The 23855-nt window shown below is 64.2% G+C and carries 8 protein-coding genes; 5 read left to right on the forward strand and 3 right to left on the reverse strand.

What is annotated here, in order from left to right; all coding sequences use genetic code 11:
* The first annotated feature begins 199 nt into the window (after positions 1-199).
* Positions 200-3001: an aconitate hydratase AcnA gene (gene acnA, locus ABH939_RS15965; RefSeq protein ID WP_007727883.1), complete on the forward strand. Its 2802-nt coding sequence runs from the start codon at positions 200-202 to the stop codon at positions 2999-3001.
* A gap of 180 nt (positions 3002-3181) precedes the next feature.
* Complete coding sequence (locus ABH939_RS15970) at positions 3182-3748, forward strand: TetR/AcrR family transcriptional regulator (RefSeq protein ID WP_003944970.1); 567 nt, start codon at positions 3182-3184, stop codon at positions 3746-3748.
* A 60-nt stretch (positions 3749-3808) separates the two neighbouring features.
* Here ABH939_RS15970 and ABH939_RS15975 read toward each other — a convergent pair whose 3' ends face one another.
* Entirely contained in the window at positions 3809-5440 is a 1632-nt protein-coding gene (locus tag ABH939_RS15975; RefSeq protein WP_003944932.1) for an ABC-F family ATP-binding cassette domain-containing protein, read from the reverse strand.
* 129 nt (positions 5441-5569) lie between these two features.
* On the opposite strand from ABH939_RS15975, the gene ABH939_RS15980 reads away from it, so the two are divergent.
* Together ABH939_RS15980 and ABH939_RS15985 are read left to right on the forward strand one after the other, a co-directional pair.
* A complete protein-coding gene (locus tag ABH939_RS15980; RefSeq protein ID WP_007727887.1) occupies positions 5570-6355 on the forward strand; it encodes an SDR family oxidoreductase in 786 nt (261 codons plus the stop codon).
* A 10-nt stretch (positions 6356-6365) separates the two neighbouring features.
* Positions 6366-7496 carry a lycopene cyclase family protein gene (locus tag ABH939_RS15985; RefSeq protein ID WP_404649803.1) on the forward strand — a complete coding sequence of 377 codons (1131 nt, stop codon included), beginning with the start codon at positions 6366-6368 and terminating at the stop codon, positions 7494-7496.
* Between the two features lie 14 nt (positions 7497-7510).
* On the opposite strand, the gene ABH939_RS15990 is transcribed toward ABH939_RS15985, so the two are convergent.
* Positions 7511-8482: an alpha/beta hydrolase family protein gene (locus tag ABH939_RS15990; protein ID WP_058038776.1), complete on the reverse strand. Its 972-nt coding sequence runs from the start codon at positions 8480-8482 to the stop codon at positions 7511-7513.
* 140 nt (positions 8483-8622) lie between these two features.
* Here ABH939_RS15990 and ABH939_RS15995 point away from each other — a divergent pair, with 140 nt between their 5' ends.
* Positions 8623-9471, forward strand: a complete 849-nt coding sequence (locus tag ABH939_RS15995; protein WP_020907736.1) for a Ku protein — start codon at positions 8623-8625, stop codon at positions 9469-9471.
* Between the two features lies 1 nt (position 9472).
* Here ABH939_RS15995 and ABH939_RS16000 read toward each other — a convergent pair whose 3' ends face one another.
* A complete protein-coding gene (locus ABH939_RS16000) occupies positions 9473-23758 on the reverse strand; it encodes an amino acid adenylation domain-containing protein (RefSeq protein ID WP_404649804.1) in 14286 nt (4761 codons plus the stop codon).
* Between the last annotated feature and the right edge of the window lie 97 nt (positions 23759-23855).

Raw genomic sequence — 23855 nt, forward strand, 5'->3', positions numbered from 1 at the left:
GGACAAGCGTACTGTTAGACTTGGACCAAGAGGTACCACCGGTCAGGACAGGTTCTACTGCAGCTCCGATGTTCGGACAGTTCTCACGCGAACTGTGCGATTGGCGTGAGCTACGGAGGATCTTCCCGGCCGAAGTACCTCGCTTCAGCTGCCGACACAGCCCCGTCGGTAGCGACCCTCATAGACGAGTGGAGCAGACGTGAGCACCAGTATCGATTCATTCGGAGCCAAGGGAACCCTCGAGGTCGGTGAGAACTCTTACGAGATCTTCCGCCTCTCGGCCGTCCCCGGCACCGAGAAATTGCCCTATTCCTTGAAGGTTCTCGCCGAGAACCTTCTCCGCACCGAAGACGGCGCCAACATCACCGCGGATCACATCCGCGCAATCGCAAGCTGGGATCCCTCAGCCGAGCCGAGCATCGAAATCCAGTTCACGCCTGCCCGCGTGATCATGCAGGACTTCACCGGCGTTCCTTGCATCGTCGACCTCGCCACCATGCGTGAGGCCGTCACCACCCTCGGTGGCGACCCGAACAAGGTCAACCCGCTCTCCCCCGCCGACATGGTCATCGACCACTCGGTCATCCTCGACGTCTTCGGCCAGGCCGACGCACTCGAGCGCAACGTCGACCTCGAATACGAGCGCAACGGCGAGCGTTACCAGTTCCTCCGTTGGGGCCAGGGCGCATTCGACGACTTCAAGGTCGTCCCCCCGGGAATGGGCATCGTTCACCAGGTCAACATCGAGTACCTGGCACCCACCGTCATGTCGCGTAACGGACAGGCATACCCCGACACCTGTGTCGGCACCGACTCGCACACCACGATGGTCAACGGCCTCGGCGTGCTCGGCTGGGGCGTCGGCGGCATCGAGGCCGAGGCAGCAATGCTCGGCCAGCCCGTCTCCATGCTGATCCCCCGCGTCGTCGGATTCAAGCTCTCCGGTGAGATCAAGCCCGGCGTCACCGCAACCGACGTCGTGCTCACCGCCACCGAGATGCTCCGTAAGCACGGCGTCGTCGGCAAGTTCGTCGAGTTCTACGGCAACGGTGTTGCCGAGGTTCCGCTCGCGAACCGCGCGACGCTGGGCAACATGAGCCCCGAATTCGGTTCCACCGCAGCGATCTTCCCGATCGATGCCGAGACCATCGAATACCTGCGCCTCACCGGCCGCAGCGACGAGCAGCTCGCTCTCGTCGAGGCGTACGCCAAGGAACAGGGCCTGTGGCACAACCCCGACAAGGAACCCGTCTTCTCGGAGTACATCGAGCTGGATCTGGGAACCGTTGTTCCCTCGATCGCCGGCCCGAAGCGCCCGCAGGACCGAATCCTGTTGTCGGAGTCCAAGACTGCGTTCCGCAAGGACATCCACAACTACGTGGAAGAGAACCACCCGACCGAGCACACCCAGCTCGACGAGGCCGTCGAAGAGTCCTTCCCGGCTTCCGATCCCGCGGTTCTGTCGTTTGCCGACGACGGAGCGGTCGACGTTCTCTCTGCTGCCAACGGTGCAGAAGGCCGTCCGAGCAAGCCGGTCGTCGTCAAGTCCGACGCCGGTGAGTTCGTTCTCGACCACGGCGCCGTCGTCGTTGCAGGTATCACCTCCTGCACCAACACGTCCAACCCGTCGGTCATGCTCGGTGCTGCACTGCTCGCACGCAACGCCGTCGAGAAGGGCCTCGCCACCAAGCCGTGGGTCAAGACCAACATGGCTCCCGGTTCGCAGGTCGTCACCGATTACTACGAGAAGGCCGGCCTGTGGCCGTACCTCGAGAAGCTCGGTTACTACCTCGGCGGTTACGGCTGCACCACGTGCATCGGTAACACCGGACCGCTGCCCGAGGCAGTCTCGAAGGCCATCAACGACAACGACCTCTCGGTCACCGCGGTGCTCTCGGGTAACCGTAACTTCGAGGGACGTATCTCCCCCGACGTCAAGATGAACTACCTGGCTTCCCCGCCGCTCGTGATTGCCTACGGCCTCGCCGGAACCATGGACTTCGACTTCGAGACCGATTCGCTCGGTAACGACACCGACGGAAACCCCGTCTACCTCAAGGACATCTGGCCGTCCACGCAGGAAATCGAAGAGACCATCAAGTCCTCGATCGACCAGGACATGTTCCGCAAGTCGTACGCAACCATCTTTGCGGGCGACAGCCGCTGGCAGAACCTCGAAACCCCGAAGGGTGACACCTTCGAGTGGGACGAGAACTCCACCTACGTGCGGAAGCCACCTTACTTCGACGGCATGACGATGGATCCGGCTCCGGTCAAGGACATCAAGGGCGCTCGCGTCCTCGCACTGCTCGGCGACTCGGTCACCACCGACCACATCAGCCCGGCAGGTCCGATCAAGGTCGGTACCCCCGCTGCGCAGTACCTCGACTCCCATGGCGTCGAGCGTGCGGATTACAACTCGCTCGGCTCGCGTCGCGGTAACCACGAGGTCATGATTCGCGGAACGTTCGCGAACATCCGTCTGCGCAACCAGCTCCTCGACGACGTCTCGGGTGGTTACACCCGCGACTTCACGCAGGAAGGCGCACCGCAGGCATTCATCTACGACGCGTCGCAGAACTACCAGGCAGCCGGCATCCCGCTGGTCGTCCTGGGCGGCAAGGAGTACGGCTCCGGATCCTCGCGTGACTGGGCAGCCAAGGGCACGAGCCTGCTCGGCGTCAAGGCCGTCATCACCGAGTCGTTCGAGCGCATCCACCGCTCCAACCTGATCGGCATGGGCGTTGTCCCGCTGCAGTTCCCGGTCGGCGAGTCCGCAGGTTCGCTCAAGCTCGACGGCACCGAGACCTTCGACATCGAAGGTGTCGAGAAGCTCAACGAGGGCGTCACCCCGAAGACCATGAAGGTCACGGCGACGCGCGAGAACGGCGAGAAGGTCGTGTTCGACGCAGTCGTACGCATCGATACCCCCGGCGAAGCGGATTACTACCGCAACGGCGGCATCCTGCAGTACGTGCTTCGCAACATGATCCGCGGCTAGTAGGCACTACGTGCCTGTGAGCACTTTCGGCCCCTGACGGGTCACAAAGCGCTCACGACCACTTTCGCCGGAAGGCGAACCAGGTTTCATCGGTGGTCGTGAGCGCTTTGTGCACTGAGTCGACATTCAGCGCCTACGGCCGAAAGTGCTCACAGGCAACCCGACAAAGGAGGGATGCCCGTGCCCAAGGTCAGTGAAGACCATCTCGCGGCACGGCGCAGTCAGATCCTTGACGGCGCCCGCCGCTGCTTTGCGGAATACGGCTACGACGGCGCCACAGTTCGCCGTCTCGAAGAAGTCACCGGTTTGTCCCGCGGAGCGATCTTCCATCACTTCAAGGACAAGGACGGCCTGTTCCTCGCTCTCGCAAGCGAGGATGCGAGCCGGATGGCAGATGTCGTCGCCGAAGAGGGCCTCGTCCAGGTCATGCGGGACATGCTCGCGCAGCCCGACCAATTCGATTGGCTGGGAACGCGACTGGAGATAGCGCGTCGACTGCGCAACGACGCCGATTTCCGCGAGAAGTGGTCACAGCGCTCCGTAGAACTGACGGAAGCGACCAGTGCGCGTCTCGCCAGACAGAAATCGGCAGGCAGACTCCGTGACGACGTCCCCACCGAAATTCTGATCGGATACCTGGATCTGGTGATGGACGGCCTGGTCGCGAGAATCGCCTCCGGCCACGGCGTCGACAACCTGTCAGCGGTTCTCGATCTGGTCGAGGAATCGGTGCGGCGGAGAGATTGAGGGGCTTCGCCCCTGTGCGCCTTTTTGGTAGTTCCCACTACCAAAAAGGCGCACAGGGGGTTAGGCGAGCTGGATCAGCTCGAGGTATTCCTGCGACCAGTGGTCCTCGTTGCCGTCGGGCAGGAGGATGACCCGCTCGGGGTTGAGGGCCTCGGCAGCGCCCGGATCGTGGGTGACCAGGACGACGGCACCGGTGTAGCTGCGGAGCGCGTCGAGCACCTGCTCGCGTGAGATCGGGTCCAGGTTGTTGGTGGGCTCGTCGAGAAGCAGAACGTTGGCAGCGGACGACACCAGACCGGCCAGAGCCAGACGCGTCTTTTCACCACCCGAGAGCGTTCCGGCCGGCTGTTCGAGCTGCGGGCCGGTGAACATGAAGGCACCGAGCAGCGAACGCAGTTCCTGCTCCCCTGTGTCCGGCGCGGCGTGGCGGATGTTCTCCCACACGGACGCGTCGTCGTCGAGGGTGTCGTGCTCCTGAGCGAAGTAGCCGACCTTGAGTCCGTGACCGGCGATCAGCTCACCAGCGTCCGCTTTCTCCGCGCCCGCGAGGATGCGGAGCAGTGTGGTCTTACCTGCACCGTTGAGTCCGAGGATCACCACACGAGACCCACGATCGATCGCGAGATCGACACCGGTGAAGATCTCGAGCGAGCCGTACACCTTGGTGAGGTTCTTGCCCATCAGCGGAGTCTTGCCACAAGCGGCGGGTTCGGGGAAACGAATCCGCGCAACCTTGTCCGAGACACGTTCGGCATCGAGGTTCGCCATCAATTTGTCGGCTCGCTTGGCCATGTTCTGAGCCGCGACGGCCTTGGTTGCCTTTGCGCCCATCTTGGCGGCCTGAATCCGCAGCGCACCGGCCTTCTTCTCGGCATTGGCGCGCTCGCGGCGACGACGCTGCTCGTCCGTGGCACGAGCGTCGAGGTACTTCTTCCAGTTCATGTTGTAGACGTCGGCCTCACCGCGGACGGCGTCGAGGAACCACACGCGGTTGACGACGTCGTTGAGCAGGTCGACGTCGTGGCTGATGACCACCAGTCCACCCTCGTGGTTCTGGAGGAAGCCACGCAGCCAGGTGATGGAGTCGGCGTCGAGGTGGTTGGTGGGCTCGTCGAGCAGCAGAGTCGTGTCCGAGCGGGCACCGCTGCCGTCGGAGGCGGCGAAGAGGATGCGCGCCAATTCGACGCGACGACGCTGACCGCCGGACAGCGTGCTGAGCGGCTGCCCGAGAATGCGGTCTTCGAGACCGAGGCTGCTGGTGATGCGTGCAGCTTCACTCTCGGCTTCGTATCCGCCGAGGGCCGAGAACCGATCCTCGAGCTGACCGTACTTCTTGACCGCGCGGTCCTGCGATTCCTGATCGAGCACCTCGCCCATCAGAATCTGCTGCTTCTCCATCTCGCGGAGCATCGTGTCGAGGCCACGTGCGGAGAGAACCCGGTCCTTGGCGAGGACGCTCAGGTCGCCCTCTTTGGGGTCCTGCGGGAGGTATCCGAGTTCACCGGTACGTACGACGCTTCCCGCATATGCCTCACCTTCGCCGGCGAGGATGCGCAGTGTGGTCGTCTTTCCGGCTCCGTTACGTCCGACGAGTCCGATCCGGTCGCCCGGCTGGATGCGCAACGAAGGCCCGGGAGCCGTGAGAAGGGTGCGGACACCGGCACGAACTTCGAGGTCAGTGGCGGTAATCAAGCAAACTCCTCAGGAAAAACGACGAATACGGGTAAACAATGCCTGACTACAGACACAAGAACTATCGATTTTACCGTGACCTGACGGTCGTTCCGACCAGCAGCGTGTGAGTCCGCTAACGTTCGGGACATGACTAGCGAAAACAGCACTCGTCCTCGCGACCTCGAAGGCCGTGCCGCCATCGTCACCGGCGCAAGTCGCGGAATCGGCAAAGCTGTCGCCGCCGAACTCCTCGCTCGCGGTGCCGACGTTTTGATCACAGCCCGCAAGCCGGAGCCTCTCGAGGCCGCCGCATCCGAGCTGTCCGCTCTGGGGCACGGCGGAAAGGTCGTCGCATTCGCGGGCAACGCAGCCGATGCCGAAGCCCGCTCCGGTGCCGTCGACCGCGCCGTGTCCGAATTCGGTTCACTCGACATTCTGGTCAACAACACCGGAATCAACCCCGTCTTCGGTTCGCTCATGGAAGCGGACCTCGACGCCGTGCGCAAGATCTTCGACGTGAATGTGGTTGCCGCCCTCGGTTACGTCCAGCAAGCACATCGGGCATGGATGGGCGAACACGGTGGAGCCGTCGTGAACCTGGCAAGTGTGGCCGGGATCCGGTCGACGGGCGTCATCGCGGCGTACGGCGCGTCGAAGGCTGCGCTCATCCGCCTGACGGAAGAACTGGCCTGGCAACTGGGACCGAGGATTCGTGTCAACGCCGTAGCTCCCGGGATCGTCAAGACGCAGTTCGCGGCGGCCCTGGTCGCTGCCGGCGAGGACAAGGCGTCGGCGGGCTACCCGATGAAGCGGCTCGGCACCCCCGAGGACGTTGCCGGCCTGGTCGGCTTCCTCGTCTCCGACGCGGCGGCGTGGATCACGGGCGAAACGGTCCGGGTCGACGGCGGTCTGCTCGCAACGGGATCGATGTAGTGCGCCGGTCGTGAGCACAGACAACTCCTCCGCCGACGTGGTGATCGTCGGTGGCGGCCCGGCCGGGCGGGCACTCGCCACCCGCTGTATCGCCCGGCAACTCACCGTCGTCGTTGTCGATCCGCATCCCCATCGGGTGTGGACGCCGACCTATTCGGCGTGGGCTGACGAGCTGCCGTCGTGGCTGCCCGTCGATGTGATCGCAAGCCGGATCGAACGCCCGAGCGTGTGGACCCGCAGACAGAAAACGCTTGATCGCACATATTGCGTATTGAATACATCTTTACTGCAATCATTTCTCTCGGGCACATCCGTACAGTTCAGAGCCTTGCGTGCTCAAACACTGTCACCCACCGCCGTCCTGTGCGTGGACGGATCGCAGCTGAGGGGATCAGTCGTCATCGACGCCCGAGGCACCGATCTGACGGTGACAACCGCCCAACAGACCGCCTTCGGAGTGATCGTCGACCGCGCTCTGGCCGATCCGATTCTGGGTGGTGGCGAAGCCTGGTTCATGGACTGGCGAACAGACAACGGCGCCTCCGACGCCGACACTCCGTCGTTTCTCTATTCGGTCCCACTCGATGACGAGCGAGTTCTCCTCGAGGAGACCTGCCTCGTCGGCCGGCCGGCGTTGGGGCTCCGCGAACTCGAAGCGCGTCTGCGCACCCGGCTTCGCAATCGGGGCTGCGAAGTCCCCGACGACGCACCGGTCGAGCGAGTCCGTTTTGCAGTCGAAGGCCCGAAGGAGTCGTTCCCCGACGGTGTCCTCCGGTTCGGCGGGCGAGGCGGTCTGATGCATCCGGGAACCGGATACAGCGTTGCCTCGTCACTCGCCGAGGCAGACGCTGTCGCCAAAGCAATCGCCGACGGTGGAGATCCCAACGCGGCGCTCTGGCCGCGGTCGGCCAAGGCGGTGTCTGCCCTTCGCCGCGTTGGCCTGAACGCACTTCTCACCCTCGGCTCGGGAGAGGTCGCGACATTCTTCGACACGTTCTTCGATCTACCGGTCGAGGCTCAGCGGTCCTACCTGTCCGATCGGCGGGACGCGTCCGCGACGGCGAAGGTGATGGCAACCCTGTTCCGATCGTCACCGTGGCACGTCCGAAAGACGTTGATGCGCGCGCCGTTTCTGAGGTGAGCACTCCGGACCGACTACTGCGCTCCCATCGAGCCGGCGATCATCGGCCAGGAATTGTGTAGGTCGTCCTGCCAGTAGCCCCACGAGTGGGTTCCAGTCGGCTTGAAGTCGAAGGTCGCGGGGATGCCCAGTGCGTTCAGTCGGTCCGCCAAGCCGTGCGTGCACCCGTTGACCGCGGATTCGATGATGCCGCCGACGACGATCTGATTAAGGAGGGCTCCGGGATTTCCGTTCACATCGGGTGCCTGAAGGTTGTCGTGCGGACCTGGCAGCCCGGATCCGGTGGAAACGTACAGTGCGGTCCCCCGCAACTTCTCCGCGTTCACGACCGGATCGTTCTCGCGCCACCCCGGACCGTCGAACGGTCCCCACATGTTTGTCGGATCAGCGCCACCCCGCGCGCCGACCACCAACCGCACATAGTCCTGACCCGGCTGGGTGGAAGTCTCCGCGCACCCGCTGTAGGCCCCGACACTCCGATAAAGCCCTGGTGCCGAGATCGCGAGATTGAGTACCGACGTCGCCGTCATCGAAATCGCCGCGATGGAGTTGACCCCGTTGGTACCGAACTGCGCATCGATGACGGGCGGCAGTTCGCGAGTGAGGAACGTCTGCCACTTGTTGCGCCCGAGTACGGGATCGTCTTTCTGCCAGTCGGTGTAGTAGCTGAACGCACCTTCCAGCGGCGTCACGACGTTGACGTTCTTGTCGGCGAAGAAGTCCAGGACATCGGTCCGTCCTTCCCACGTTGCACTGTCCTCGCCACCACCGGCGCCGTTGAGCAGATACAACGTGGGCCGTGGGGCGCTCGTGTCGGCGGGGAGGACCACCTCGAGTGGAATGTCGCGGCCCATCGCGTCGGAGTGGACGCTGATGGTTACGGTGCGTGCCGGATCTGCGTTCGCGGGCCAAGGCGCAAACAGCAGTGGAACCAGTGAAATCGCCAGCGCCGCGGTGACGCGTCGACGGTAGGTTCGGATTCTCATCGGAGCGTCTCCCCAGGTGTGCGAGTCGGGTTCTCGAAGCGGATACCCGCTCGATACGCCCCGAACCGACCCATCCACACGCAACGGTTCGGGATCAACCGTGATCGTTTGCCTCGCGCAAACGGCCGGCGGCGACCATCATGGGAGGCATGCGCTCGATTTGGAAAGGCTCGATAGCCTTCGGTCTGGTCAACGTCCCGGTCAAGGTGTACTCGGCGACCGAGGACCACGACATCCGATTTCACCAGGTCCATGCAAAAGACGGTGGCCGCATCAAGTACAACCGTGTGTGTTCCGAGTGCGGAAACACGGTTCAGTTCGCGGACATCGACAAGGCGTACGACTCGGAAGACGGATCGCGCGTCATCTTGAGCGACGAGGACTTCAACAAACTCCCGGCTGCGGAGAAGCACGAGATTCCGGTGCTGGAATTCGTGCCGAACGATCAGATCGATCCGATCTTGTTCGAGAAGAGTTACTTCCTCGAGCCCGATTCGGCGTCGCCGAAGGCGTACGTCCTGCTTTCGACTGTGCTCACCGAGAGTGATCGAACGGCACTGGTGCATTTCACGCTGCGACAGAAGACGCGCCTGGCCGCGATGCGCGCTCGCGATGGTGTTCTGGTGATCCAGACCTTGCTGTGGCCCGACGAAGTTCGTGCAGCAGAGTTCCCTTCCCTCGACGACGTGGAGAAGCCGAAGGCGAAGGAACTGAAGATGGCGCAGACGCTCGTCGAGAGCATGGCGGGCGATTTCGATCCGACCGAGTTCACCGACGACTATCAGCTCCAACTGAGGCAGTTGCTCGACGAGATGATCGAGAACGGCGGCAAGAAGGTCATCCCGGCCGCCGAGGTCGACCAAGAGGGCACCGATGCGGAGGTGGTGGACCTGGTTGCCGCACTGCAGCGCAGTGTGGACGAAGCGAAGTCGAACGCCTCCAAGGCCGGCTCGTCGAAGTCGACCACACCGAGGAAGAAACGAGCCTGAGTCAGCCGCGCACGTCTTGGACCTCGATCAGAGCGTCCAACTCTGCGTCGACGTCCGGGGCCGCGTGACGACCCGTTCCGACCGCAAGGTTGATCACGGGTCCGATCGCCTCCAGACCTGCCTCGGTGAACATTTCGGCGTGTGACGTGGGCACCGGACGGTCGATGATCACCCCGGAGACGAACGGTCGCCACGCCGACGCGGTTCGCAGCGGGTCGAAGGTGTCGGCGTGTGCCGAGAAGAACAGCAGATCGCCCACGAACTTGCCCGGGCGGTATCGGTGAGCCAGTTCGGCGCCTGCGGAGTATTCCTCGAACAGTCGCTCGATCCGATCGCTCGAGACCAAGGGGTGATCGCCGATGGCTTCGCGCAAGAGTGCTTCGGCGTCCTCGGGTGTCAGATCACGCTCGCCGGTGTCCGGGACCGAGATCCCCAACCCGCCGATCAGTTCGGCGAGAGAAGGCTGCGCGCCCGCCATCGTCGGGTCTTCGAGAACGAAGCTGTCGAGCAGAATCAGGTCGGCGACGCTCTCACCCGCGGCTTGCAACTGCACCGCCGCCGCGTGAGCGATCAATCCGCCGATCGACCACCCCAGCAGGTGATACGGACCGTGCGGCTGAACTCCGCGAATTTCCTCGACGTACCGCGCCGCGAAGTCCTCGATCAGCTCCGCCCGAAATTCGGAGTCCGTCAGGACCGGCGACTGCAGGCCGTAGAGCGGCCGGCTGGAGTCGACGTAGCGATCGAGCGCTCCGTAGCACCAGGCCAATCCGATGGCCGGATGGATGCAGAACAGTGGCTCGGCGCGGCCTTCCGGACGTAGTGGCAGGACTACCGCAAGTGCGGAGGTATCCGCGTCACTTGTCACAACTGTTGCCTCGAGTTCGAAGAGTCTGCGCGCCAATGCCTCCGGAGTCGGGTCGGAGAATATCCACGCGACGGGGACGGTCATGCTGGTGCGTTCTTTGATGGCAGCGACCAAACGCGTTGCCATGAGTGAGTTGCCGCCGAGTTCGAAGAAACTCGAATCGGCGTACGTGTCTACGTCGGCCAGATCGAGTACCTCTGCGAAAGCAGCGCAGATCGCGATCTCGTCGCTGCCTTCCGGACTGCGTCCACTCGGCGACTCCCAGTTGGGAGCAGGCAGAGCGCTGCGATCGAGCTTGCCCGCCGGTGTGGTCGGGACTGCGCCGATCACGACAACAGCGGACGGGATCATGTGCGCAGGCAGCGATATACCTGCGTGACGGCGTAGCGCGGCGGCGTCGAAGTCCGCATGTGCCGGGACGACGTACGCGACGATCCGAGCGTCGACGCCCTCCCCGACGACGACGCTGACAGCCGAATGCACGGACGCTTCCGCTGCCAGCACCGCGTCGATTTCTCCGAGTTCGATTCGGAACCCTCGGATCTTGACCTGGTGGTCTGCGCGTCCGAGGTAGATCAGTGCCCCTGAGCGAGCTTCGCGCACAAGATCCCCGGTGCGGTACATCCGAGCGCCTTCGGGTCCATGCGGGTCGGCGACGAAGCGCGCGGCTGTGAGTGCGGGGTTGCCGAGGTACCCGCGGGCGAGACCGTCGCCGCTGACGTAGAGCTCACCGACGACCTGGCCGGGAACCGAGTGCAGTCGGGAATCGAGAATCATCGCGTCCACGCCGCGGATCGGGCCGCCGATCGTCACGGGCTCCCCCGCGACCAGCGAATCACTGATGGTGACTGCGACGGTGGCCTCGGTCGGGCCGTACGCGTTGAACATTCGGCGCCCCGGTGCCCACCGAGATACGAGGTCGGCGGAACAGTCGTCGCCGCCGACGACGACGGCTTCGAGATGGTCGAGCCCGGCGGGATCGACAGTCGCCAAGGCGGCTGGAGTCACGAAAGCATGGGTGATCGTCTGCTCGTCGAGCAGTTCGTGCAATTCGACACCGCCGAGAACTGTCGGCGGCGCTATCACCATCGTTGCGCCGGCGCCGAAAGCCAGAAGGAGCTCGAGAACCGACGCGTCGAAGCTCGTCGAGGCGAAGCTCAGAGCGCGAGAGTGCGCGGTGACGCCGAAACGCTCCCGCTGTTCGTCGGCAAACGCTGCCAGTCCCGCGTGAGTGACCAACACGCCCTTGGGTTTTCCTGTCGAGCCCGAGGTGTAGATCAAGTAGGCCGGGTTGTCGAACTCGAGTGGCGCGTCCGGCAGTGTCTCGGAATGGACTGCCTCGATTTCGGTGGTGAATTCGATCGCATCCAACTCGATCCACGATGTGACGCCCGGAAGGTCGGCCGCATACTCGCCCCTGGTGATACCGAGTACCGCTCCACTGTCGGTGAGCATGTGCTCGATCCGCTCGGCGGGGTACGCCGGATCCACGGGAAGAAACACTCCGCCGACTTTCGCTACGGCCCAGAGCGCGATCACATAGTCGGCCGACCTCGGAAGCGCCAGTGCCACAATCATTTCCGGCGCTATTCCGCGAGCGATCAACGCAAACGCCATAGCGTCGGAGCGTCGGTCGAGTTCGCCGTACGTGAGCGTGACGGATGTGGCGACGTCGACGATTGCCGGGGCGTGCGGATCGGCAGCGCCGCGAAGCAGCAACTCCGGCAGGGTCAAAGCATCGCCGGCCGGACGTCCGGGCAACGCACGCAGGCGACGTCCCGCAAGATCCACGTCACCGACGACGGCGGAGGGCTGGGCAGTCAGTGTCTCGACGATCGTTTCCAGCATCACTGCAAACGACTCCGCCGTATCGGTGTCGAAGAGATCCTTCGCGTAGGTGAGGGAGGCCTCGTAGCCGCCGCCTTCCTCCGCGGTCTGTTCGACAACGGTGAACTGCAGGTCGTACTTGGCGATGTCCGGTGTGATCTCGTGGGCACGAACGGCAAGTCCAGGCAGGTCCCACGTCGTCGGGTGGGCGCCGTGGAACGAGATCATCGTCTGGAACACCGGATGACGGTCGGTGGTCCGGGTCGGCGCCACCACGTCCACGACCTGCTCGAACGGAATATCCGCGTGGGCGAAGGCGTCGAGATCGACGGAGCGGACAGTACGCAGAACGTCGACGAACGTCGACCCGGGGTCGACCGTCGTGCGCATTCCGACCGTGCCCACGAACATTCCCACGAGGTCGTCGAGAACGCGGTGTCCTCGCCCGGCGACCGGAGATCCGATCACGATGTCCGTGCTTCGACTCAGCCTGGACAGCAGGACGGCATAGGCAGCGTGCAACACCATGAACGGCGTCGCCGCATTGGCTCCGGCAACCGCCTCGACCGCGATCCGGGTGTGCGCCGGAAGCGAGACCGCGGTGTGGGCACCGCTCAACGACTGGGTGAGCGGACGCGCTCGATCGCTCGGAAGGTCGATCAATTCAGGTGCGCCCCGCAACGTCTCCCGCCAGTACGACGCCTGTGCCCCTAGCACGCTCTCGGATTCGTCCACCGAGCCCAGCGCTTCCCGCTGCCAGATGGCGAAGTCCGCGTAGTGCACTTCGAGCGGGGTGAACTCGGGAGCGTGTCCCGAACTTCTCGCGACGTAGGCGGTGAGCACGTCCTTCATCAACGGCGCGATCGACCATCCGTCCGCCGCGATGTGGTGGATCACGATGACAAGTGTGTGGTGCTGCGGCGTCGATTCGAGCAGGAGCGCGCGAACGGGAGCTTGGGTCGTGATGTCGAATCCACGCGACGCGAATTCTCTGGCGAGCACTGCCGGTTCACGGGTGTCCGCATTTCCGTACTCGAGCGAGGTGAATGCATCCTGGATCACCTGGTGTGGACCGGTGCCGGAGTCGGGGAACACCGTGCGCAGGATTTCGTGCCTTTCGATCACGTCGAGGACCGCAGCTTCGAGGGCCGGCACGTCGAGTGCACCGTCGAGGGAGATCGCAGCAGGGACGTTGTACGCGGGTGAGCCGGGATCCATCTGGTTGAGGAACCAGATGCGTGCTTGCGCGTAGGACAGCGGAATTCGCTCGGGGCGGTCTACGGCGGTGATCGGTGGAAGCGCCTTCGCCCCGGCGGATGTGTCGAGCGCGGTGGCAAGTTCCCGAATTTCGGGGTGCTCGAACAGCATTCGGACAGGCACCTGCCTGCCCAACGACTCGCCGAGTCGCTGGGCCAGTCTGGTGGCGAGCAGTGAGTTGCCGCCGAGTTCGAAGAAACTGTCCGACGCACTGATCTGTTCGATACCCAGCAGTTCCGCCACGACGCCGGCAACCTGGAGTTCGGTCGCGGTCGTCAGCGGCTCGACACTTCGCTCGGACGAACGCAGTGTCGGCGCCGGCAGCGCCGATCGGTCGAGCTTCCCGACGGGGGTCAGCGGTACGTGATCGATCGGGGTGATCGCCGACGGCACCATGAAGGCGGGCAGTGAGCGGCGCGCATGGCTCAGCAACTCGTCCATCTCGACCGCATCGGCGCCGAGCACTACGTACGACGCCAACATCGTCTCACCGGAAGCTGCGTCGACGCCCACGGTGACCGCGAACTCGACGCCGGGGTAAGTGCTGAGGACGGAGTCGATCTCGCCCAGTTCGATGCGGAATCCGCGCACTTTCACCTGGTGATCGGAGCGTCCGACGTATTCGATCGTCCCGAGCGGCGTCCACCGAACCAAGTCACCGGTCCGGTACATGCGGGTGCCGGCCGGGCCGAACGGCGCTGCCACGAATCGCGTCGCCGTCAAGGCGGGTTGGTCGAGGTAGCCGCGGGCAAGTCCCAGGCCGGCGATGTAGAGCTCACCGGTGACCCCGACAGGTACCGGCTGAGCCGAGCCGTCGAGAATTACCGCGGACACGCCGCGGACGGGCCCGCCGATGGTCACGGTCTCCCCCACGCTCAAGGCATCACTGATGCAGACCATGACGGTGGTTTCCGTCGGCCCGTAGCCGTTGAACAATCGGCGACCCGGTGCCCACTTACGGACCAGTTCGGGTGGGCATGCCTCGCCACCGACAACGATCGACTGCAAGACGTCCAGCCCGGTGGGATCGACCGAGGCCAGCGCTGCCGGTGTGATGAACGCGTGGGTCACCTGGTGATCGGTGACCAATTCGGCTAGGTCCTGGCCGCCGTAAACGTCGGGAGAGGCGATCACCATCGTCGCGCCTTCACCGACTGCGAGCAGCAGTTCGAGGATGGATGCGTCGAAGCTCGGTGAGGAGAAGTGCAGCGTCCGCGACTGCGCCGAGATGCCGTAACGCGCCGTCTGCTCGGCCGCCAACGCGCTCAGGCCACGATGAGTGACGCTGACGCCCTTGGGCTTTCCCGTCGATCCGGAGGTGTAGATGATGTAGGCGAGGTTGTCGATTCGGATCGGCGCGGCCGGAACCGGCTGCCCGACACCGTCGCCGTGGATGTCGTCCATTGTCATCCACGGAACCGGGCGGGGCAGTGATTCGATCACCGCTTCCGTCGTCACTCCGCGAGTGGCTCCGGAGTCGGTGAGCATGTGCAGAATGCGATCGGCGGGGTATCGCGGATCGACCGGAACAAACGCGGCGCCGGTCAAGGAAACGCCCCACAAGGCGACGATCGAGTCGATCGAGCGCGGAATCGCGATCGCCACAATGTCTTCGGCACCGATCCCTTCCGTGGTCAGACGGCGGGCAAGCGCCGATGCACGGGCGAAGAGATCTCGGTAGAGCACGGTGGTGTCACCGGATCGAAGGGCCACCGAATCGCCTGAACGGGTGGCGGTCCGCGTCAATATTTCGGCCAAGGTGCGCGAACTGGTCCACGCCGGACCTCGTACCGGCATCAGCGACGCCCGCTCGAGGGTGCTGAGGAAATCTAGGTCGTCGATCGCGGCGTCCGGATCTGCGGCGACGGCGCGGGCCACCGACTGCACACGCGCGGCGATCGTTTCCGCGGTGGCAATGTCGAAGAGCGCCTCGGCGAACCTGAGCGACCCGGTGATCTCGGTCTTCTCGGAATCGCCTGCCAGCAGGGTGAACTCGAGGTCGAACTTCGCGACGGACGGTTCGAGTGCTTGCGCTTCGAGATGCGCGTCGTGGACCGTGACCTGCGGCGAAACCACGTTCTGGTGATACGACAGCATGACCTGGAACAGGGGGTGTCGCGTAGTCGACCGGTCGAGATCGAGGGCGTCGACCAGCACCTCGAAGGGCAGCTCGGGGTGCGCAAAGGCGGCAAGGTCGCGTTCACGGACGACCTCGAGCAGAGAGGTGAACGGCGCTCGGTGATCGACCGGCGTGCGAAGCGGTACCGAATTGACGAACATCCCGATCAGGGAATCCAGCTCGGGTCGCCCGCGGCCTGCCACCGGGGTGCCGACCACCACGTCGTCAGTTGCACCGAGACGCGCGAGAACAACCGCCAGGATCGCGTGTACGACCATGAACTGCGTCGAGCCACTGCACCTCGCCAAGGCGGCGAGACGCTCCCCGGTCGCCGCGTCGATGACGATCGGCACCGATCCCACGGCGGTCGTGGAGACAGATCCGCGTGGGCGATCGACCGGTAGCAGTACCTCGTCCGGGGCACCAGCCATGGCAGTGGTCCAGAAGGTCAGTTCGCGGGCAACTAGAGACTCCTGGTCGCCGACCTGTCCGAGCGAGTCTTGCTGCCACACCGCGTAGTCGGCGTACTGCACGTCGAGCGGTGTGAAAACCGGGGCGTCTCCGACGACGCGTGCGGAGTACGCCGCGACGAAATCTGTCGCAAAGGGAGTCAGGGACCAGCCGTCGAAGGCGATGTGGTGGATGACGACGACCAGTACGTGAGCGCCGGCGTCCTCGCGCACCAGCATGGCCCGAATCGGCAGATCCGAACCGAGATCGAACCCACGCGCCGCGAACTCCGTCGTCGCCGCGTCCACACCTTCGGATCCGCGGTAGCGCTCGACGGAGAACTGCACGTCGGAGAGCGCTCGGATGACCTGACTCGGGCCGTCGGCGCTGTCGGCGTAGATCGTTCGAAGCACCTCATGGCGTGCAATGACGTCCGCAAGCGCCTCCTCGAGTGCATCGCCGTGGATGTCTCCGGTGATCCGGATCGCGAACGGAATGTTGTAGACCGCGGACTGGGGGTCGAAGCGATTGACGAACCACAGGCGCTGTTGGGCGGCGGAGAGCGGTAGGCGGTCCGGCCGAGCACCGGCGCTCAGGGCAGGTCGATCGTCTGATGCTTCGGCGCTCGCCGCCAGACGTGCAGCGAGCGCTTCGACGGTCGGTGCTTCGAAGATCGAGCGCACGTCCACGGTGAGTCCCGTCGCTGCGCTCAACCGCGCGGACACCTGCGTCGCGACGAGCGAGTTGCCCCCGAGATCGAAGAAGCTGTCTCCGGCCCGGACCTCGGGTACGTCGAGCAGTGAAGCGAACACGTCGGCAACGGTTCGTTCGAGTCCGGCCTCGGGTTCACGGCCCGTTCCGAGGATTTCGCGCGGTATCGGCGTCGGCAACGCTCTGCGATCGAGTTTGCCGACCGGAGTCAACGGAATGGCGTCGATCGGGGTGATCGACGACGGAATCATGTACCGCGGCAGCGTGTCGGCGAGTGCCGCAAAGAGCGACTCGATATCAGCGTCGCCGCTGAGCAACACGTACGACGCCAGAGTGGTGCCTGCGGCGGATTCGACGGGAATCGTCGTGGCGAAGTGAACGAGAGGGGAATCCATCAGAGCAGCGTCGATCTCGCCGAGTTCGATGCGGAACCCGCGGATCTTGAGCTGATGATCGCTGCGGCCCACGTAGCGGAGGGTCAGGTCCTTGGTCCAGCGGACCAGGTCACCGGTTCGGTACATCCGGGCACCGGACGTCGAGTACGGATGCGCGACAAAACGATCCGACGTCAGCGCGGGACGAAGGTGGTAACCACGTGCAAGCCCCGGCCCACCGATGTACAGCTCGCCGACGCCGCCGATCGGGACCGGTTGCAGCCGAGAGTCGAGCACCACGGCGTCGATTCCGCGGATGGGACCGCCGATGGTGATCGGCTCCCCCGGTGAGAGTGGGTCACTGATGGCAACCATGACAGTGGTTTCGGTCGGACCGTATCCGTTGTGCAGTCTGCGCCCGTTGCCCCAGCTCGAGACCAATTCCGGCGTGCACACGTCGCCGCCGACGACTACGCATTCCAGTGCCGTCACGCCCGCCGGATCGACGGTCGCCAGCGCAGCCGGAGTGATGAAGGCATGAGTGACCTCGTGGCTTCGGAGGAACTCGCTCAACGCCTCCCCTCCGTAGATGTCGGGAGGGGCGATCACCATCGTCGCGCCGGTCGAACCGGCGAGCAGTAGCTCGAGTACGGCGCCGTCGAAGCTCGGTGACGCAAAATGCAGAGTTCGCGACCCGGCGGTGATCCGGTACCGATCCTGTTGTTCGCGAGCAAGATTGGCCAAACCCGCGTGAGTGACGACGGTGCCCTTCGGCACTCCGGTCGAGCCGGACGTGTAGATGACGTACGCAGCCGACGCCGCAGTGATCGACGCTGTTCTGTCAGCGTCGTCGATGGCAGCGTCGGAGTAGGCGGCACATTCTGCAACCGTGTCCGCGTCGCCGAGGTCGATCCAGACTGCGACGTTCCCACCGGCTGCCGGACCAGCCGCAACCTCGGCGGACCGAATTCCGATCCGCACACCCGAATCCTCGAGCATGTGCGCAACTCGATCTGCGGGATAACGGGGATCGACCGGGACGAAAACGCCACCGGCTTTGGTGACCGACCAGACTGCGAGCACGGAGTCGACCGATCGGGCAACTGCCAGTGCGACCGGTGTCTCGGGGCCGACTCCCAGGTCCATGAGGTATCGAGCGATCCGATTCGATCGACGCTCCAGCTCCCCGTACGAGAGTGAGCGCTCGGAGTCTTCGAGGGCGATCGCGTCGGGATACGTCCTCGCGGTGTCCCCGAGGATCTGCGCCAGCGTCGATTCGCCCACCGAAGCCACACCGCGTCGCGGCAACGTCGCGGCACTCTCCCGCGATCCGAGTACACGAAGGTCACCAACCGATGCAGTCGGTTCCGACACTGCCGATTCCACGAGGGTCACGAAGTTTCGCGCCAACGCTTCGACGGTCGCGCTGTCGAACAGGTCGGTGGAATAGGTGAACGTGGCATCGATTCCTGCTGCGGCCCCGGCCTCGTGACGTTCGGTGACGGTGAGCTCGAGGTCGAACTTGGTCAGCCCCGTCTCGACTGCCCGCGCCGTCATCGACACCCCGGCCAGTTCGGCTGTGTGGGTGGTGGCTATCCGCGAGGTGATGGCCGCTTGAAAGACCGGGTGGTGTGCGGGCGAGCGGTCCAGTTCGAGCGCGTCCACGACGACGTCGAAAGGCACGTCCGCATTGTCGAAGGCATCCACGTCGACGGCCCTGACCTGTGACAGGTATGCGGCGAACGTTGCGTCCCGATCGACGACGGTCCGCAGGGCAAGAGTGTTGACGAACATGCCGACGAGCAGATCGAGAGATCGGTCCCCTCGCCCTGCCACCGGTGTTCCGATGACGATGTCGTTCGTGCCGCTGTACCTGGCCAGAAGCAGGGCGAAGCACGCGTGCAGGGCGATGAACGGCGTGGCGTCGTGATCGGCGGCAAGTACAACGAGCTTCTGATGCGTGGAAGCGCCGATTCTGATGTCGACTCCGGCTCCGCGCATGGTCGGGTCGAGTGCGCGCGGACGGTCCGTCGGCAGGTGGAGCTGCTCGGGCGCTCCCGCCAGCTGCTGCTTCCAGAACGCGATCTGTGATTGGGCAAGTGAATCGGTGGATGACGCGTCGCCGAGGTGTTCTCGGTGCCAGAGCGTGTAGTCGGCGTACTGCACCGGAAGGGGTGCCCACTGCGGGCTGTTGCCGCCGACGCGGGCGGCGTAGGCGCCGGTGAGATCAGCAGCCAACGGCGCGAGCGACCAACCGTCGGCCACCATGTGGTGCAGAACCACTACGAGGACAGCTTCCTCGTCATCGCCTTCCTTCTCGGCGGCGACAGTGATCAGCAGGTAGCGCACCGGACGTTCGCGGACCAGATCGAAACCGGCCGAAGAGAATTCGAAGATCACTCTCTCGAGGCTTCCGCGTTCCACGTCGATCGACTCGAGCTCTGCGATCCCCTCGCCCAGGCCCAGAACCTTCTGCGTCGCGTTGTCCCCGATCTGAGGAAACACGGTGCGTAGTGACTCGTGACGTGTCACGACGTCCACGATCGCGGCACTGAGTGCGTCGGGATCGACGGCGCCGCGCAACGACACCGCCAGTGGAATGTTGTACGCACCTGATTCCGGTGCCACGCGGTTCAGGAACCACAGTCGCTGCTGCGCGGGAGCGAGAGGCAGTACAGGCGGCCGGGCCACGACCTGAATACCGTCGGCGTCCGGGGTCTGTGCCGCACGCTCGATCGTCGCCGCGATCCCAGACACCGTGGGATGGTCGAAGAGTGCACGCAGCGGCATTTTAACCCCGGTGGCTTCGGTCAAGCGCGCTACCGCCGTCGTCGCTACCAGCGAGTTTCCGCCCAGATGGAAGAAATTATCGTCGAGTCCGAGCGGTCCACTACTCAGGATGTCAGCCAGAACCGCCGCAACCTTGCCCTCGGTCGGGGTCGTCGGAGGTCGGAAGACCTTGGTGGAGGCCAGGATAGGCGAAGGCAGCGCACGCCGGTCCAGTTTTCCGTTGGTGGTCAACGGAATCGAATCGAGGACCATGAAGGCATCGGGAACCATGTAGGTCGGGAGGGCTTCGGCGGCGTGAGCTCGGAGGGCGTCGGCGTCCACGACGTCGGAAGCGGTCACATAGGTCACGAGAGCGCCGCCCGCCGGCGTCGGAGCCACAACCGTCACAGCATCGTCGATTCCCGGCGCGCTGAGGATGACGGAGTCGATTTCGCCGAGTTCGATCCGGAATCCGCGGATCTTGACCTGCGCGTCGCCGCGTCCGAGGTACTCGAGTTGTCCGGGCGCAATCCATCGTGCGCGGTCGCCGGACCGGTACAACCGTCGTCCGCCGGCATTGAAAGGATCGGCAACGAACCGGCCCGCGGTGAGGTCTGGACGGCCCAGATAGCCACGGGCGAGTTGACCGCCCGCGACATAGATCTCCCCCGCGATCCCCACCGGGACCGGGGAGAGATGCTCGTCGAGCAGGTACACACGAAGTCCGTCGATCGCGTCACCGATCCGGCTGCCGGTCAGCGCACTCGCGCTCGCCCGGTCGAGTTCGAGATGGGTGACGTGCACCGTCGTCTCGGTGATGCCGTACATGTTGACGAGTGCAGGCGCGGATTCCGTGTGACTTTCGTACCCCGGGTGATTGTCGTACCAGCGCCCGAGTCGACGCAGGTCCAAGGCTTCGCCACCGAAGATCACGTACCGGAGCCGGGTCTCCGAATCGGCCCGAAGGTCGGCTTCGATGTACTGGTAGAAGGCCGAGGGCGTCTGATTGAGCACGGTGACGCCTTCTGCGGCGACCAGCGCCCGGAAGGCGTCAGGGTCGCGTGATACCTCGTGATCGACCAGGACCAGCGTTCCGCCGTGGAGCAGCGCGCCCCACAGTTCCCAGACCGAGAAGTCGAAGGCGAACGAGTGGAACATCGTCCACACGTCGTTGCCGTCGAATCCGAATTCGACGTGCGTGTTCTCGAACAATCGCACCACGGTGGCGTGGGTGACGGAGACACCTTTGGGTCGGCCCGTCGACCCCGAGGTGTAGATCACGTACGCCAGATTGTCGGCTCCGTGTCCGCGCGGGCGCTCATCGGTTTCCAGACTCTCACCGGAGTATTCGTCGGATTCGACGCCGACGACCACCACGTCAGAGTTCGGGAAGGCGGAGTTCGGGAAAGTGGAATCGGAGATGACGCACACCGGTTGCGCATCCTCGACCACGTATGCCAAACGCTCGGCGGGGTGTGCACGATCGAGTGGGAGGTATCCGCCGCCGGCCTTCACTACCGCGACAGCGGCAACGATCATGTCCACGGATTTCGGCAGCATGATTCCGACCAACGACTCGGATTGCACGCCATGATCGACGAGCTTGCGCGCCAACTGATTCGATCGTCGATCGAGTTCGCGGTACGACACGCGCTCGCTGCCCGCGACCACGGCGATCGCTTCCGGGGTCGCCCGAATGCGGTCGGAAAGGATCTCGGAGAGCGTTCGGACCGGGGTAATCGGCAGAACGGGCGGCACCAGCGCCTGGCGCGCCTCCGGGCGCAGTAGATCCACTGAGCCGAGCGCCGAGTGCGGAGTACCGACCATCGCGGTCAAGATTCGTAGATAACGGTCGGCGAGGTCCTCGGCTTGCTCTTTCGTGCCGAGCCAATCCAGAACACCGGAGATCGGCTGATCGAAATCGGCATGCTCACCAGTCGGAATCGCCAGGGAGACAAACAGTTCCGGCACGGTGGCCAGATCCGATCCGATAGGCGCACCGACCATGAGCCCCGGAAATCTCGGGTGAGCATCCAGCGGCTCCTCGAAACAGACCATCGCCCGGAACAACGGGCCCGTCTCGACCCAGCGGCCGTCACCGAGTGCGGCGGTCACCGAAGACAGAAGAATGTCTGCGTGTTCGAGAGCTTCGATTGCGACGGTGTCCACCGCACCGACCAGGTCGGTGAGCGTCATGGTGTTCGACACCGTCGAGCGAAGCACCAACTGGTTGGCGAACATCGAGACGAAATCGTCCGGATTGGAGGCGCCGTACCCTCGGACCGAGACGCCGATCGACACCTCGTCGGCCGAACCGACGCGGCGCAGCAGTCCGGCCATCGCAGACTGGAACAGCACGAACAGACTCGTGTTCATCGTCGTCGCCATCGTCTCCAGGCTCCGGCAGAGGCCTGCCTCGATCTCGAGGGGCGTGGACGTTCGACCGGATCCGGCGACGACCGGCAAACCCAGTTCCTCGGCGGGGTTCGACAAGGTCGCAGACCAGTACTCGACGTTGCGGGCGTGTTGAACTTCGGCGATCCATTTACCCGCGGCGTCGGGGTCGATATCCATCAATCGAGTTCCCGATTCCGCAGCGCAGAACAAGTCGAGGAACTCGAGGAAACGCCGGTGGTGACGCGAGATGTCCTCGTTGGTGTACAGGTCTGGATTCGCGGCGAAGTCGATCTGGATCTCTTCGGCTGCGGAAGTCTGATAGACGTTGACGGAGAGGTCTTCGATCGGCCCGGTCGAGATCACGTTCAGTTCGCCGTGCGCGTCCCCGAGAGTGATTCCGGAATGGAACAGCATGAGGTTGATCAACGGCCCGTGGAAGCCTCGTCCGTCGGCGATGCTGTGATCACCGGCGTTGAGGTCGCGTCGTAGGTCCTCGTGGCGGTATTTCTGATGACGCAGTGCGCCGGTGAGTTCGATCTTCACCTCGTGCAGCAAGTCCCCGACCGCGAAATGCGGATCGACGCTCGCACGTATCGGGACGACGTTCGACATCATTCCGCCGGACCTGCGAGCAGCTTTTGTCGTCCGCCCCGAGACCGGCAGGCTGAGGACCACGTCGCGGGTCCCGGTGGCCCGGGCGAGGTAAGCCGCCAGAGCACCGATCACCACTGACGACGTCGTCACATCGTGGGCGGCGGCCAGCCGTTCGAGGGAGCTCCGCAGTTCCGTAGGTACCGTCGCCGACCGTAGGCGAGACCATGCCTGCGACGGAGCAGTCGAGGACGCGAGCGAGGTTCCGCCCGGTTTGTCGGCCATCTTGGTGTTCCAGTAGTCGCGATCGCGCTCCCACCGCGTGGAGCCCAGATAGTCGGCCTCTGCCTTCACCAACGATTGGAGGGGGGCAGTTACCGCTGGGGGAACTGGCAGATCGCGCACCACAGCGGTGTAGATCTCGGCTGTGCGGTTCATCATCGACATCGCGCCGAAACCGTCGAGCGCCACATGATGAATACGGCTGTACCAGTAGTAATGGTCGTCGCGAAGCACCAGGACTGCCAGCCTGACCAGGCGATCGGTGAACGGATCGATGGCAGCAGTGTGCTCTCTGCGCATCCATTCCTGCGCTGCAGATTCCGGATCCGATTCGGCGCGAAGATCGACCACGTCGAGGGAGTCGTCCATGTCGAGATCGAGCCACTGACGCGCAACCCCGTCCACCTCGACCAGGCGCAGATATCCGGAGCCGATCTCACGGCCGGTCTGTTTGCTGGCAGCGGTCAGCAGCTCGATGTCGAGTGGGCCGTCCACGTCCACGTACTGAGCGATGCTGACGGGAATCTCGGGTCGAAGCTGTTGTGCGACAAGCAGGGAAAGTTGCGCGGCAGAAAGAGGGAAGGTGAGTTCGTCGTCCGGACGAGCTGCGGAAACGATTCCTCGGTCGGGACTGCCATCCACACGAATCTCCCTCTTACAACTTGCTCATGATGCAAACAGGTATATGCGTCCGCTGGACGCTTCGAACTGATCGGGGCACTTCGAAAATGAGACGAAT

This window comes from Rhodococcus sp. 27YEA6, assembly GCF_044908235.1.
GTDB classification, from domain to species: Bacteria; Actinomycetota; Actinomycetes; order Mycobacteriales; family Mycobacteriaceae; genus Rhodococcus_F; species Rhodococcus_F qingshengii.